The sequence below is a fragment of the Promicromonospora sp. NPDC023987 genome, from assembly GCF_040639055.1.
Classification (GTDB): Bacteria; Actinomycetota; Actinomycetes; order Actinomycetales; family Cellulomonadaceae; genus Promicromonospora.
Genome location: NZ_JBEZZF010000012.1, coordinates 20,249 through 33,988 on the forward strand (window position 1 = coordinate 20,249; position 13,740 = coordinate 33,988).

Consider the following 13,740-nt stretch of genomic DNA (forward strand, 5'->3'; position numbering starts at 1 on the left):
CCCCATCGGTGCCGGTGAGCCTGCGCAGCGAGGCCGGAGTCGGCCTGCTGCTGCGGCAACCCATGGTGTCGACGTCAACATTCGCCCTCGAGCCCCGCCGTGTCCGCGTCATGGTCGCCAAAAACATTCCGCCCGTCATCGCGACCCTGGCGGTGAATGTCATTATGATCGTCATCGGTTACGCGATCGTGCAGATCAGTAGGTTCTCATCAGACCTGCCGGTTTCTCAACGATTTGTCGAGTAGTTGTCATTTCCGACATTACGTTGAGAATCTGCGGCGTGGTGGCTGCCAGCGGGAGTAGTCGGCGGGGCCGGTTCGTCACCATCGGGTGCACCGCCGTGACCGCACAGAGCGACGGGGGACGCAGTTGACCATGTGTATCGCCGCGCGAGGTTGGTACCGCTGATCCGAGACGTTCACACAAGCACCGAGCCGAGCGCCACCCACGACCTTGGCGGGCTGATGATCCTGTCGATGAAACGGCTGACCACGTTGCCGCCGCCGCTGCTACGCACAGTGCTCCACGGAATCGACCGTGACCTGTCGGTCACCGAACGGCTGCGCTATTGCACCCGCATCTTCGCGCCGCGTCCGCCCGACCAGGACCCGACCGCTGTGGCCGACCGGGCCCGAGACGTCCCGCAACGTCTCTGGCCGGACTGGCTCTCGTCCCGTTCCTGCCGACCCACCCGACCCGCGCTCCCGACGTCGCGATCGCGATGCCAAGCGCCCTGCTCATCCCAGGTGTGCTTCAACGGCACATGCAGCACGGTGACTGGGGCCGTGTCCGGGACAGCGTGGCGACCGGACGCAACCCGCGGCGGTAGTGATCACGGGGGGTGTGCTCCGTGATTATTGTGCGACGGCGATCACGGGGAGTCGGGCGGCGCCCGTCGAACGCGGACAGCGAGGAGCGTGAGGCTCAGCAAGGTTCCCCACAACAACAGCTGTTGAATCCATGGGCCGAGCACGGCCCCGGCGGTGAGTCCGTCGCGCAGCTCGATCTCGGCGACCATGAGTCCCGCCTCTTCGCTCGCGAGAGTCTGGACCGTGCTGCCGTCGGGCGTGAAGATCTGGCTGGTGCCCGTGGTGGAGACGTTGACGACGCTGCGCCCGGTCTCGATCGCGCGCATGCGGGCGATGGCGACCTGCTGCAAGTTCTCGTCGGTGCCGCGGAAGTCGGCGTTGTTCGTCTGGAACATGAACACCTGCGCGCCGTCGCGCACGCCTTCCTGGATGACGTCGTCGAAGGCCACGTCGAAGCAGATCGCCAGCCCGACCCTCGCACGGTCCAGGTCGAAGACCGGCGAGTCGGTCCCGGGCGCGTACTCGCGCTGCAGGAGGCCGACGAGACCGGGGGCGATCGCTTCGTACAGGTCTCGGTCGGGCACGTACTCACCGAACGGGACGGGGTGGCGTTTCGCATGCGTGGTCTCGACGCCGTCCTCGGTCCAGAGGAACGAGGTGTTGTAGAAGCGGCCCTCCTTGGCCGACGCCGCGTTGAGGAGCAGCGGGGCACCGTAGGCGACGGCTGCCGCGCTGAGGGCCCGCGCGGTGACGGGTTCGGTGACGGGGTCGCTGTCGACTCCGCCTTCCGGCCACACCACGACGTCCACCTGCTCGTCCTTCAGGGGCGCCGAGGCAGCCAACTGGGAGTCCAGCACCTGGCTCGGTGCGCGCTCGTCCGCGTAGGCGGCGGGCCCGTTGCCCTGCACGGCGCCGACCCGGATCGTGCCGGCGTCGTCGGTCGGGAACTGGGGAACGACGAGCAGGAGCACGGTCAGCAGACCGACGGGGACTGCGCTCGACAGAAGGGCCCGGTGCCGTAAGTGAGTGCTGTAGTCCTCACCCAGCGGCGCCCGCCTGACGTGACTGGTCCACCGGACGGCTTCGACGGCCCCGGCGCACAGGACGACCATCAGGAACCCGAGCCCGGAGACGCCTACCCATGACGCGACGGGGGCGATCGGGCTCTCCGACTGGCTCATCCCTAACCGCCCCCAGGGAAACCCGCCATACGGCCAGGAGCCGAGGATGAGCTCCCGCGCCACCCACGCCCCGGCGACCAGTGCGGGGAGCACCAGCAGCCGCACGGTCCGGGTGTCGCGCCAGCGAGGTAGCCACCGGTAGGCCAGCACGATGAGGGGCGAGAGCGCAGCGACCAGGAGGGTCTCCACGGTCGCCAGCGCCACCCACGGCACCCAGCCGAGGGAGTTGTCGCCGAGGAACTGCGCGGCCCAGGACAGGTGCGGAAAGTAGAACGCCGCGCCGAAAGCCGCACCGACGAGCGCTCCGCCCCACAGGGTCCGTCCGATGAGAGAGACCAGCGCGAGCGGGACGGCGACGAACGCGAGGGGCCACCAGCCGAGCGCGGGGAACGACGCGTCGAGCGCGAACCCGCCGGCCACCGCCAGGGCGAGCGCCGCAGGCAACGGCACGAGACGTTCCGTGTCCCCCGCCCTGCGTGCAGTCCTGCTCGGCCATCGTCGCCGGAAGCCGGAGACACGGGTGAAGTCGGCCGCTGGCTCATGTGCGGTGTCACTCAGGGCGGTGCCGTCGTGGAGGTCGATGAGTGCTCCTGAAGAGTCGGACGTCGTGATGTGTGCGATCCCGTCTCCGGGCAGGCGCCTCACCGGGGGCCGAGCGAGGCTGTCTCCTGTCGCGCTCAACGCGGGCGCTGCACCAGAGGTCCCGATCGCCGCCAGTGTTGCGCGCGATGAGCCTAATGCCGTCGGCAACCGGCAGAGCCCCTCTGCCGCCGGTCCTTTTTTGTGAGATCAACGAAGGACCATGGCACATGGTCGCCAATGGTCGAAAGTCGGGTCGAGGCCAGGACCGGGTCAATTCCTTCGTGCGCGGCTCGCATCTCAGGATCGGCGCGAGGAGACGTTGTGGATCCGGAAGCCGTCGGCGGGCAGGGCAGGGCGGGGAGCCGCTTGTAGTCGATGGGAGCTGGTGGCTGGACCGGTGTGTAGGTCATGTGCCTGACCAGTTGATCGAGTGCCACGCCCATGAGTCGGGTGGCGATCGGCTCGCCGGGCACCGATGATGCGCGGCCAGGTCGCCACCACCCTGCGGCACGAACGCGAACGGGTCGGGATCCTGGCCGAGGAATCGTTCGGGGTCGAAACGCGCCGGGTGTTCCCATGCTCGGGGGTCGTGGTTGGGCAGACTCCCGCTGGGAGCCGGGTTGACGGACGAGGCGTGCTGGCTCTTCGACGCCACCCAACCAGCCTCTTCGGCTCGTCACCGCGACGCAACCGGTCGTCGCGAAGTCAGAGCAAGCGGGGGCTCGATGGCTCCTGAGCGATGCACGAGACCTGCGTAGGCAGGTCGCCGCTAGGTGCGTACGTTCGATCCACCTCCCTTCTCGATAGTTACTGGAGCGAACTCTGGGCAGAAAAGGCGGGGTTTTCCTATGCAAACTCGCCTTTCGTAGCGATAAACGCGCAGGTCAGGTAGCGTCTTTCCGTACCCATCTGTGGGATCGACAGTGACGGAGCCAACTTTGAGACCTGACGTGGGTAGCTGGTGCGGCGCGCAGACGTACGCTCAACTTCCCCGGGATGAACGGGGCTCCGGAGCGGGAAGACATCTTTCGCTTCAAAGACGGGCGGCACACGCTTGAGGTGATGAACGTGAACGCCACAAAGGTGGAGACCGCTACCGGTGTGGACCTCGTCTACTACAGCCACGACTTCCAGTGCTTCGTCCTGGTCCAGTACAACCGCATGAAGAAGCCCTCCATGCCCGGCGAAGGGCGCATCGCGCAGGTGGACACACGATTGCCCGACCAGCTGGAACGGATGGTGCGGTTCGACAGCCTCGGCCAGGGAGCGACCAGCCAACACGATCCTGCCTTGTTCCGGCTCGGACCGGCAGCCACCTTCACGAAGTTTGCTTACCCCGTCGAGTCACCCATGAAAGAGAGCGAGCTGACGCGGGGGATGTACATCCCCTCCGAGCTGCTCAAGCGACTGCACGACGCCGGCCGGCTGAAGGGCACGAACGGTGGACCTGCAGTCACTCACGACAACCTGGGCCGGTGGCTGAGCAACGAGCAGTTCGCTGAACTCGTCAGGAAAGGCTGGGTCGGCAGCAGCGGTATCGCGGTCAAGGATGTCAAGGCGTTCATCGACCACAGCGTTCGCGAAGGCCGGATCCCCGTGGTCGCTGCACACCAGACCGATCGAGGTCGGCAGCCCGTCGACCTCCGCCACCGGCGCTGATCGGTGCTGCGTCCAGCAGGCCACGAAGCGGACCCGCAGGAACGGCCCCGCGAAGAGGCCGCGGTTCGCTCCCTACGCCTCCTCCAAGCCGTGGTCGGCCGTGCCGAGCTCGCGCGGCTGCTCCACGGCTATGTACTCGTCGTCTGCCGGTTCGCAATCGGGCTCAGCAAGAGGCACATCCTGGTCGGTTTCCCAACGCTTGTAGAAATCCTGGGCGCCCTGCTTCGTGATCCGCAGAGCCCGGCCGATCTGCTCCCAGGTGGCACCGTCCTCACGCGCGGCCCGCATGGCTTCCCAGCGGCCGTCGATCAGATCCTGGACGACGGCGGCGTTGGCCCCGAGCGCGTAGAGAGCAGGCACCATGGGCATCTCGTCGAGGCGACGGCGTAGGGCGGCGTCGGCCTCCGGATCCGGAAACCTCGGTCGTTCGAGGGCCCGAGCGTGCATGGCCCGCACTTCGTAGGTCTCCCACACCTCGAGGTACTGGCTGGTGAAGGGCCCGGCGGCACGTAGATACTCCGGCTCTCCGGGAATCTCTCGTGGGTCGACCACGCGAGTGAGCTCTTCGAGCCGGAGTACGTCGAACTGGAGGGGGTCAGGTGCCGTCACGTCATCGTCCGCCATGCGTCAAGTTCACTTGACGTGCGGCGGTTCGTCAAGCCAGCTTGACGAACCGCAGGCAAACAGTGGAGTCAGAGTTTGTCCGCTGTGTGGTCGCTTTGACGCCCGCCTCCCGAAAACCCGGCAGTCTTCGGGCCAGGGTTGGTAATGCCGTCCTTTGGAGAGCGGACTTAATGGCTGAGCTGCAATGCTTCGCCGACGTAGTGCGCGAAACGGTGGCGGGCTATGCGCATCCGCGCCGAGCGCGGTCTTCTCCTCGAGTCGCCGACACGGCGTGGCCACTCAGAATGATCTGGCCGCCAGTGATAGACCTTTAATCATCTTTGCACAGCTTTACCAGTGGCAGAATAGAGGAGAGCGAGTCCCGCGACCCGACCCATGTGTACGTTGCGCGGCGCGGTGTGCCCGAGCTGACCAGCACGGTCCTGACCACCGAGCAGGTGCGCGACCTGGTGGAGCGGATGCTCAAGACCTCCGGCCGCAGGCTCGACCTCTCGAGTCCGTTCGTCGACGCCCGGCTGCCCGGCGGGGAGCGGCTCCACGTCGTCATCCCCGACATAACCAGGGCTCATTTTGCGGTGAACATCCGCAAGCACGTGGTCCGCGCCCACTCGCTGGCCGACATGGTGCGGCTCGGTTCGCTCACCGCCCAGGCAGCGACGTTCCTCGACGCCGCCGTGCGGGCCGGGCTGAACGTCCTGGTGTCGGGGCAGACCCAGGCGGGCAAGACGACGATGCTGAACGCGCTGGCGGGGTCGATCCCCGGGTCCGAGCGGGTCATCTCGGCCGAGGAGGTCTGGGAGCTGCGCCTCCCCGTCCGTGACCACGTGGCACTGCAGACGCGTCCGGCGAGCCTCGAGGGCACGGGGGAGGTACCGCTGCGGCGCCTGGTCAAGGAGGCGCTCCGGATGCGCCCGGACCGGATAGTGATCGGCGAGGTCCGCGAGGCAGAGGCGTTCGACCTGCTCATCGCGCTGAACAGCGGGATCCCCGGGATGTGCACGCTGCACGCCAACACGGCACGGGAGGCGGTGGCCAAGATGACCACGCTCCCGCTGCTGGCGGGGGAGAACGTGTCCGACCGGTTCGTGGTCCCTACCGTCGCGTCGGCCGTGGACCTCGTGGTGCACCTCGGCCTGAGCCGGACCGCGGACGGCGTGGTGCGGCGCCAGGTGCGCGAGGTCGTCGCGGTGACCGGCCGCGTCGAGGAGGGCCGCATCGAGACGGCCGGGATCTTCGAGCGGGACGCCGACGGCGACCTGCGGCGGGGCGACGGGATGCCACCCGGTGAGGACCGGTTCGAGCGCGCGGGGTTCGACGTGCGGGCGCTGCTCGCGGACCCACGGATCGTCCCGGTCGGTGCGCGTCCGGTCGCCCGCGCCGCCGTCGGCCCGTGGGCGGGGGCGGGGACCCGGACGGGCGCCGGCCCCTGGACGGCCCGCTGATGGGCGTGGTGGTCGGCCTGCTCCTGGGCGTCGGCGCGTTCTGCGTCTGGTGGTCGTTCTGGGCCCCGACGCCGCGCCCGGCGGGACGCGTGACCTGGCAGATGCGCACCCGCGACCTGCTGACACAGGCCGGTGCGCCCTCCGTCACGCCCGGGATGCTTGTCGGTGCCTGCGCAGCGCTCGGCGTGGTGACCCTGCTGCTCGGGCTCGCGCTGACCCGCTCGCCGGCCATCGCGGCCTGCTTCGCCCTGCTGGCCGTCCCCGGCCCAGTCGTGCTGGTGCGAGCGCGGGCCCGGCGCCGCCGTCGGGCGCTGCGGGACGTGTGGCCGGAGGTGGTGGACCACCTCGCCTCCGGCGTGCGCGCCGGGTTGTCCCTGCCGGAGGCCGTCGCACAGCTCGGCTACCGCGGCCCCGCGGAGCTGCGTGAGCCGTTCAGCCGCTTCGCCCACGACTACCGGGCCGGTGGCCGGTTCGGGCTCGCGCTCGACGCGCTCAAGGAACGCCTGGCCGACCCCGTCGCCGACCGCATCGTCGAGGCCCTGCGGCTCACCCGCGAGGTCGGCGGACAGGACCTGGGCCGCCTGCTGCGCACCCTCAGCGGGTTCCTGCGGGAGGACGCCGCCACGCGCGGCGAGCTGGAGGCACGCCAGAGCTGGACCGTAAACGGCGCCCGCGTAGCCGTGGCCGGGCCCTGGGTGGTGCTCGCGCTGCTCTCCACCCGTCCGGAGACGGCGAGCGCCTACGACTCGCCAGCCGGGATCGCGGTGCTGGTCACCGGTGGGCTCTGTGCGCTGGTCGCCTACCGGATGATGCTCCGGATCGGCCGGCTGCCCGCCGAGCGCAGGGTGCTGCGGTGACGGGTTGGGCGGCGGGGGCGCTCGCCGGCCTCGGCGTCGCGCTGGGCCTCCTGATCGTGCTGGCGCGGCTGCGGGCGCGCGCCGTCACCCTCGACGAGCGGCTCACGCCGTACCTGCGCCCGCGCGACGCGACGTCGACCCTGCTGCGGGAGGCCAGCCGTACGTCGGCGGTGGTCCGACTGCTCGGTCTGCACGACGCCGGCGCGCGCCTCGAGCGGTTCGGTTCTCCCCGCGAGGAGGTGCGGCGCAGGCTCGACCGCGCCGGGTCCGCCGAGTCGGTGGATCATTTCCGGGCCCGGCAGGTCGTATGGACGGTGGCCGGGCTCGCCACGGGCCTCGGCCTCGCGCTGCTGCTCTCGGCGACGCGCGGCGCGGCGGTGATCCCGCTGGTGGTGCTGGTCGCCGTCGCGGGTGGTTGTGGGTACGTGGCCTGTGACCAGGTCCTCACGACGCAGGTGCGGCGGCGCGAGGAGCGGCTGCTCGCCGAGCTGCCGACCATCGCAGAGCTGCTCGCCCTGGCCGTGGCCGCGGGGGAGAGCCCACCGGCGGCCCTCGAACGGGTGGCCTCGACGGCGCGCGGGGAGCTGGCCGGAGAGATCAGACGGATGGTCGCCGAGGTCCGGGCCGGGGCTCCGGTGACCGCTGCCCTCACCGCGCTCGCGGACCGGTCCGGTCTGCCGCCCTTGTCGCGGTTCGCCGAGGGCGTCGTGGTCGCGCTCGAACGAGGCACCCCGTTGGCCGAAGTACTCCGTGCGCAGGCCGACGACGTCCGGGAGGCCGGGCGTCGGTCCCTCCTGGAGGCGGGCGGTCGCAAGGAGATCCTGATGATGGTCCCGGTGGTGTTCCTGGTGCTTCCGGTCACCGTCGTCTTCGCTGTTTTCCCCAGCCTGGCCACCCTGCGGATCGGGCTCTGACATGACTCTGCGAACGGGTCTGCCGACGAAAGGAAGCGCCATGCGCGACAACCACGAGCTCGAGAGCGCCGAGGACGGCGAACGGGGCGACGTGCCCGGCTGGGTCCTGGTGACCTTGATGACGGCGGGCCTCGTGGTCGCGCTCTGGGCCGTGGCGGGACCCTTGCTCGAGAGCGCCTTCCGGCAGGCGATCAGCAGCGTCACGGGCCAGGGGTGAGGTCCGGCGGGCCGGAGCACGGCTCCGCCGCTGCCGAGTTCGTCCTGGTGTCCGTGCTGGTCCTGGCGTTGCTGCTCGGTGTGGTCCAGGTGGCGCTCGCGGTGCACGTACGTTCGCTCGCCACCGACGCGGCGGCCGAGGGCGCACGCGTGGCGGCCCGCGCCGACCGGGGTCCGGCCGACGGCGTCGCGCGCACCCGTGCGCTCCTGACCGACGCCCTGACCGGGGACTACGCCCGGGACATCACGGCGGGCCGCACCACGTTCGACGGCGCCGTGGTGACGGAGGTGACGGTGCGTGCGCCGCTGCCCGTGGTCGGGCTGCTCGGGCCCGGTGGCATGCTGACGGTCCGGGGGCACGCGCTGGAGGAGGAGCCGTGACGGCGGGGGAGTCCGAGCGCGGCTCCGCGATGGTCGAGTTCCTCGGCGTCGCCCTGATCCTGCTCATTCCCCTGGTCTACCTCGTGGTGACGCTGGGCCGGGTCCAGGCGGGCGCGTTCGCCGCCGAGGGCGCTGCCCGGGAGGCCGTCCGCGCGATGGTCACCGCCGAGTCGTCGTCGGCAGGGGCGGTGCGCGCGGAGGCTGCCGTCGGGATCGCCCTGGCCGACCAGGGCTTCGCCCGCGACCGCGGCGTGCTGTCCCTGGAGTGCTCCGCCTCACCGTGCCTGACGCCGGGCGCAACGGTGGGCGCCGTCGTGCTGGTGGAGGTGCCGCTGCCCCTGCTGCCGGACGCCGTGCGCGGCTGGGCGCCGTTGTCCGTGCCGGTCGAGGCGGCTCGCGCCGGGACGGTCGACCGGTACTCCGAGGTGCGGCCCTGAGCACGGCGACGGTCCGCATCTCCTTGGCGGAGGACGCGGACCGCCGTCGTGCCGGGCAGGTCGGTCCGACCGCCTGCCGGTTCAGCCCGTCAGGGGACCGAACAGGTCGCCGTCGGCAGGTTGGTGTTGCCGTTCTTGTAGACCGTGATGCCGAAGTTGTTGCCCGCCCCGTTCGGTGTCGCCGTCAGGGTGCCGCTGGTGCCGGAGACCGTGGCGTTCCATGAGTTCTGCAGGCTCTGCCCGCCCTGCAGCCCGATCGAGACCCGCCACGTCGAGCTCCCGGAGACCGCGAGCGAGACGTTGAACCGGTCGCCCCACTCGTTCGCCCTGCTGACGGTCACGGTGCAGCCGTCACCCGGCTCGGGGTCCGGGTCCGGGTTGCCGCCGCCGCCGGCGTTCAAGGCGTCCAGCGTGTAGTTGTACGCGGCCTTCTTGTTGCCGTTGCCGTCGAAGAGCAGCGGCGTGTCGCCGGCTCGCCACGAGTCGGAGTCCCGCACGCCCCACACGCTGATGCCGGTGCAGCGCTCGACGGCGAGGCAGGCCTGGACGATCCCGCGGTACTGCTCCGCCTGCGACGTGCCCGAGCCCGCGATGTCGAGCTCGGTGATCTGGACGTCGACCCCCAGGGCCGCGAAGTTGCCCAGCGTGGTGTGGTAGTTGCTCGGCACCGGGTTACCGCTGTTGAAGTGTCCCTGGAAGCCCACGCAGTCGATCGGCACCCCGCGGGCCTTGAAGTCGCGGACCATGTTGTACACGGCCTGGGTCTTGGCGTGGTTCCAGTTGTCGGTGTTGTAGTCGTTGTAGCAGAGCTTGGCGTTCGGGTCGGCGGCCCGGGCGGCGCGGAACGCCGCCTCGATCCAGTCGTTGCCGGTGCGCTGCAGGTTCGAGTCACGGCGGGCGCCGGAGGAGCCGTCCGCGAATGCCTCGTTCACCACGTCCCACGAGTGGATCTGGCCGCGGTAGTGGGTGGCGACCTGGGTGACGTGGTTGAGCATCGCGTTGCGCAGGGCGGAGCCGCTCATGTTCTGCATCCAGCCCGGCTGCTGGGAGTGCCAGGCCAGCGTGTGACCGCGGACCTGCTTGCCGTTGCTCTGTGCCCAGTTCACGATCTGGTCGCCGGCGCTGAAGTTGAACTGGTTCTGGTTCGGCTCGGTCGCGTCGAGCTTCATCTCGTTCTCGGCGGTGACCATGTTGAACTCGCGGTTCGCGATGGTCGTGTACTGCGAGTCGGAGAGCCTGTGGCCGGCGATCGCGGTGCCGAAGTACCGGCCCGACTCCGCGGCGGCTGCCTGCAGCGTGCTCCCGGCGGCCTGCGCCGAGGTGGCCGCCACGCCTGCGGTGAGCACCACAGCTGCGACGGTGGCGAGCGAGATGGCTCGCAGCCTGCGCCGGGGGCGCGGTGGGGTGAGCGTTCGGGTCATCGTTGATCCCTTCGTGTGGGACGTGCCGTCCTTGGCCCGTCGAACATGGAAAAGGATTTCGATGTGGCGAACCGCCTGTCAAGAGGTTCTGCTAAACGTTTTCGAAGGTGAAACGTTTAGGTTTTGCCGGGACGTCCGACGGGCCGTCCGGACCGGTCGTGCGCGAAGCCGTCACTGACCACATAATGAGGGCATGATGTGCCCTCCTAGGCCAAACGGCCGCAACGCACGAGCAGGCGGTGTGCTCGCGGCCGGGGACGCTGAGGCCGGCCGCATCATGCTGCTCACCTCAGCCTTCGTCGCGTTCGCCCTGATGCTTGTCGCGGTGGTCGCCTCGACGACCGCGGTGCACCTCGACCGCAAGGCTCTGTACGACGTCGCGGACCTCGCAGCGGCCGACGCAGCGAGCGCGATGTCTCCCGACGCGTTCTACGCCGGTGCCGGTGTGCCCGCCGACGGCGCCCCCCTCACCCTGTCCGACGCCGACGTGCGCGCCGCCGTCGAGCAGTACCTCGCCGAGCATCCGCCGGGGATTCCCGTGGTGGTGGCCGAGGCATCGTCGCCGGACGGGCGGTCGGCCCGGGTGGCACTGGCGGGAGTGTCCCGGCCGCCGCTGCTGCGCTGGTTCACCGACGCGTTCGGCGGTGGGGTCACGGTGTCCGCGTCGTCGACGGCGCGGGCGTGGTGAGACGCTAGATTGAGGCCATGAACGAGCAGGGCGACGAGCAGGGCACGAGCGACCCGGAGGCCGGCACGCGGCTCGAGGCGCACCAGGTCTTCGACCTCGCGCGGCAGGGCGCCGACGTCCTGCTGGATCTCGTCGACGCGGGCCTGCCGGTGGACCTGGCCGACGAGTCCGACAACACGCTCCTGATGCTCGCCGCCTACCACGGGCACGCGGAGCTCACGGCGGGCCTCGCCGAGCGGGGTGCCGACGTGAACCGGCTGAACGGCAAGAACCAGGCGCCGCTCGCCGGGGCCGTCTTCAAGAACGAGACCGACGTGATCCGGGTGCTCGTCGAGCACGGCGCGGACGTCGACGCCGGTACCCCGAGCGCCCGCGCGACGGCGCAGATGTTCGGCCGTGAGCTGCCCGAGCCAGGGGCTCGCTGAGCCACGACCGCGCCACCGGCGGATTTTCCGGCGTCGGACACCACGATGCGCGGGTAACCTTGAACACCGTGGCATCCAACGACTTTCCCGCAGAGATCAAGGCGCTCCGCGCCACCCTCGAGTCCATCGAGGCCGTGAGCGACCCCACCGCGCTCCAGGCGAAGATCGCCGAGCTGTCGGAGCAGGCGTCGGCGCCGAACCTGTGGGACGACCCGGAGGAAGGCCAGCGGGTGTCCTCCGCGCTGTCGGCGGCACAGGCCGAGCTCAGCCGTGTGGAGAAGCTGGCCGCTCGCATCGACGACACCGAGACGCTCGTCGAGCTCGGCGTGGAGATGGACGACGCGGACTCGCTCGCCGAGGCCGAGGAGGAGGTCGTGAAGATCCGCAAGGATCTGGCGGCGCTCGAGGTGCGCACGCTGCTGAACGGTGAGTACGACTCCCGGGAGGCCGTCGTGACGATCCGCGCGGGTGCGGGTGGCGTCGACGCCGCCGACTTCGCGGAGATGCTGATGCGGATGTACCTGCGCTGGGCCGAGCGGCACGGCTATCCCACCAAGGTGGGCGACACCTCGTACGCGGAGGAGGCCGGCCTCAAGTCCGCGACCTTCGAGGTCAACGTGCCGTACGCCTTCGGGAACCTGTCCGTCGAGGCCGGCACCCACCGCCTGGTGCGCATCTCGCCGTTCGACAACCAGGGCCGCAGGCAGACGTCGTTCGCGGCGGTCGAGGTGATCCCGCTCATCGAGCAGACCGACCACATCGACATCCCGGACTCCGAGCTGAAGATCGACGTGTACCGCTCGTCGGGCCCTGGTGGTCAGTCCGTGAACACCACCGACTCCGCGGTGCGCATGACGCACATCCCCACCGGCGTCGTCGTCGCCATGCAGAACGAGAAGTCGCAGATCCAGAACCGCGCAGCCGCCTACCGGGTGCTCCAGTCGCGCCTGCTGCTCCTGCGCAAGGCGGAGGAGGCGGCCACGCGGAAGGAGATGGCCGGCGACATCAAGGCCAGCTGGGGCGACCAGATGCGCTCCTACGTGCTGCAGCCGTACCAGATGGTCAAGGACCTGCGTACTGAGCACGAGTCGGGCAACCCGCAGGCGGTGTTCGACGGCGCCATCGACGACTTCATCGAGGCCGGCATCCGCTGGCGCCGGGGCACCTCGCCGAACTGAGCGATCCGGCCGGCGGCCTCAACCTGGGTGGAATGCCATTTCCGGCCCGGTTTGCCCGGTATTTTGCGCAGGCCATGGGCAACCGGGTGAGTGCCGTCGGCGTGTCTCCCCGACACGCCACCACTTCACCCCCCTAGTCTCGGGCTCGTGATCAGGTTCGAGAACGTGTCGAAGGTCTACGCGCGCGGTGCCCGACCTGCCCTCGACCAGGTCTCCGTGGACGTCGAGCGTGGTGAGTTCGTGTTCCTCGTGGGGGCCTCGGGCTCAGGCAAGTCGACGTTCCTGTCGCTGGTGCTGCGTGAGCAGCGGCCCACGCGCGGCCGCGTCTACGTGGCTGGCAGGGACGTGGCGAACCTCTCCGGGTGGCGGGTGCCGACGCTGCGCCGTCAGCTCGGCGTGGTGTTCCAGGACTTCCGGCTGCTCCAGAACAAGACGGTCCACGAGAACGTGGCGTTCGCCCTGCAGGTGATCGGCAAGCCCCGCCACGTCATCCGGGACACCGTGCCGGAGGTGCTGGACATGGTGGGCCTCGCGGGCAAGGGCAAGCGGATGCCGACGGAGCTGTCGGGCGGTGAGCAGCAGCGCGCCGCGATCGCCCGCGCCATCGTGAACCGGCCGCAGATCCTCCTGGCCGACGAACCGACGGGCAACCTCGACCCCACCACCTCGCTGGGGATCATGCGCCTGCTGGACCGCATCAACCGGACGGGCACCACGGTGGTCATGGCCACGCACGACGACGAGATAGTCAACGAGATGCGGCGCCGTGTGGTCGAGCTGTCCGACGGCGTCGTCATCCGTGACGAGGCCCGCGGCGGCTACGGCGAGCGCGAGGCGATCCTGCCCGACGTCGGCGCGTCGCCGGTGCTCGACGCACCGGGCAGCGGCACCCGCGCGCCGGTCCAGACGGTGCGGGGGGGCTGACC

The 13,740-nt window shown here is 70.0% G+C and carries 14 protein-coding genes and 1 pseudogene; 12 read left to right on the forward strand and 3 right to left on the reverse strand.

Features of this window, described 5'->3' with window-relative positions:
- The first annotated feature begins 14 nt into the window (after positions 1-14).
- On the forward strand, positions 15-245 hold the full coding sequence (locus AB0F40_RS08115; protein WP_357465613.1) for a hypothetical protein: 231 nt from the start codon (positions 15-17) through the stop codon (positions 243-245).
- A 626-nt stretch (positions 246-871) separates the two neighbouring features.
- On the opposite strand, the gene lnt is transcribed toward AB0F40_RS08115, so the two are convergent.
- The gene (lnt, locus tag AB0F40_RS08120) at positions 872-2,440 is read right to left on the reverse strand and encodes an apolipoprotein N-acyltransferase (RefSeq protein ID WP_357465614.1); all 1,569 of its coding nucleotides are present in this window, start codon (positions 2,438-2,440) and stop codon (positions 872-874) included.
- 1,128 nt (positions 2,441-3,568) lie between these two features.
- On the opposite strand from lnt, the gene AB0F40_RS08125 reads away from it, so the two are divergent.
- Entirely contained in the window at positions 3,569-4,231 is a 663-nt protein-coding gene (locus tag AB0F40_RS08125; protein ID WP_357465615.1) for a hypothetical protein, read from the forward strand.
- Positions 4,232-4,303: 72 nt separating this feature from the next.
- On the opposite strand, the gene AB0F40_RS08130 is transcribed toward AB0F40_RS08125, so the two are convergent.
- A complete protein-coding gene (locus tag AB0F40_RS08130; RefSeq protein WP_357465616.1) occupies positions 4,304-4,855 on the reverse strand; it encodes a hypothetical protein in 552 nt (183 codons plus the stop codon).
- Between the two features lie 368 nt (positions 4,856-5,223).
- On the opposite strand from AB0F40_RS08130, the pseudogene AB0F40_RS08135 reads away from it, so the two are divergent.
- The 6 genes and pseudogenes from AB0F40_RS08135 to AB0F40_RS08160 form a co-directional block, all read left to right on the forward strand.
- Positions 5,224-6,297, forward strand: a pseudogene (locus AB0F40_RS08135) (ATPase, T2SS/T4P/T4SS family); the annotation flags it as partial.
- Positions 6,297-7,154, forward strand: coding sequence for a type II secretion system F family protein (locus AB0F40_RS08140; protein ID WP_357465698.1), 858 nt, complete (start codon positions 6,297-6,299; stop codon positions 7,152-7,154). The pseudogene AB0F40_RS08135 and the gene AB0F40_RS08140, both read left to right, overlap by 1 nt.
- Positions 7,151-8,068, forward strand: coding sequence for a type II secretion system F family protein (locus tag AB0F40_RS08145; protein ID WP_357465617.1), 918 nt, complete (start codon positions 7,151-7,153; stop codon positions 8,066-8,068). Before AB0F40_RS08140 ends, AB0F40_RS08145 begins: the two co-directional genes overlap by 4 nt.
- Positions 8,069-8,108: 40 nt before the next feature.
- The gene (locus tag AB0F40_RS08150) at positions 8,109-8,285 is read left to right on the forward strand and encodes a hypothetical protein (protein ID WP_357465618.1); all 177 of its coding nucleotides are present in this window, start codon (positions 8,109-8,111) and stop codon (positions 8,283-8,285) included.
- A complete protein-coding gene (locus AB0F40_RS08155) occupies positions 8,282-8,665 on the forward strand; it encodes a TadE/TadG family type IV pilus assembly protein (protein WP_357465619.1) in 384 nt (127 codons plus the stop codon). Before AB0F40_RS08150 ends, AB0F40_RS08155 begins: the two co-directional genes overlap by 4 nt.
- Positions 8,662-9,102: a pilus assembly protein gene (locus tag AB0F40_RS08160; RefSeq protein WP_357465620.1), complete on the forward strand. Its 441-nt coding sequence runs from the start codon at positions 8,662-8,664 to the stop codon at positions 9,100-9,102. Before AB0F40_RS08155 ends, AB0F40_RS08160 begins: the two co-directional genes overlap by 4 nt.
- Before the next feature lie 89 nt (positions 9,103-9,191).
- Here AB0F40_RS08160 and AB0F40_RS08165 read toward each other — a convergent pair whose 3' ends face one another.
- Entirely contained in the window at positions 9,192-10,523 is a 1,332-nt protein-coding gene (locus tag AB0F40_RS08165; protein ID WP_357465621.1) for an endo-1,4-beta-xylanase, read from the reverse strand.
- 193 nt (positions 10,524-10,716) lie between these two features.
- Between AB0F40_RS08165 and AB0F40_RS08170 the strand changes: the two genes are divergently transcribed.
- From AB0F40_RS08170 to ftsE, 4 genes are all read left to right on the forward strand, one after another.
- A complete protein-coding gene (locus AB0F40_RS08170; RefSeq protein ID WP_357465622.1) occupies positions 10,717-11,211 on the forward strand; it encodes a hypothetical protein in 495 nt (164 codons plus the stop codon).
- 17 nt (positions 11,212-11,228) lie between these two features.
- The gene (locus tag AB0F40_RS08175) at positions 11,229-11,636 is read left to right on the forward strand and encodes an ankyrin repeat domain-containing protein (protein WP_357465623.1); all 408 of its coding nucleotides are present in this window, start codon (positions 11,229-11,231) and stop codon (positions 11,634-11,636) included.
- A 68-nt stretch (positions 11,637-11,704) separates the two neighbouring features.
- A complete protein-coding gene (gene prfB, locus AB0F40_RS08180; protein WP_357465624.1) occupies positions 11,705-12,814 on the forward strand; it encodes a peptide chain release factor 2 in 1,110 nt (369 codons plus the stop codon).
- A 147-nt stretch (positions 12,815-12,961) separates the two neighbouring features.
- Positions 12,962-13,738 carry a cell division ATP-binding protein FtsE gene (gene ftsE, locus AB0F40_RS08185; RefSeq protein ID WP_357465625.1) on the forward strand — a complete coding sequence of 259 codons (777 nt, stop codon included), beginning with the start codon at positions 12,962-12,964 and terminating at the stop codon, positions 13,736-13,738.
- Positions 13,739-13,740 lie beyond the last annotated feature (2 nt).

Coding starts and splice junctions, on each gene's coding strand:
- AB0F40_RS08130 (WP_357465616.1), bottom strand. CDS start 4,855: ATGGCGGACGATGACGTGACGGCACCTGACCCCCTCCAGTTCGACGTA.
- AB0F40_RS08140 (WP_357465698.1), top strand. CDS start 6,297: ATGGGCGTGGTGGTCGGCCTGCTCCTGGGCGTCGGCGCGTTCTGCGTC.
- AB0F40_RS08150 (WP_357465618.1), top strand. CDS start 8,109: ATGCGCGACAACCACGAGCTCGAGAGCGCCGAGGACGGCGAACGGGGC.
- AB0F40_RS08165 (WP_357465621.1), bottom strand. CDS start 10,523: ATGACCCGAACGCTCACCCCACCGCGCCCCCGGCGCAGGCTGCGAGCC.
- AB0F40_RS08125 (WP_357465615.1), top strand. CDS start 3,569: ATGAACGGGGCTCCGGAGCGGGAAGACATCTTTCGCTTCAAAGACGGG.
- AB0F40_RS08175 (WP_357465623.1), top strand. CDS start 11,229: ATGAACGAGCAGGGCGACGAGCAGGGCACGAGCGACCCGGAGGCCGGC.
- AB0F40_RS08170 (WP_357465622.1), top strand. CDS start 10,717: ATGATGTGCCCTCCTAGGCCAAACGGCCGCAACGCACGAGCAGGCGGT.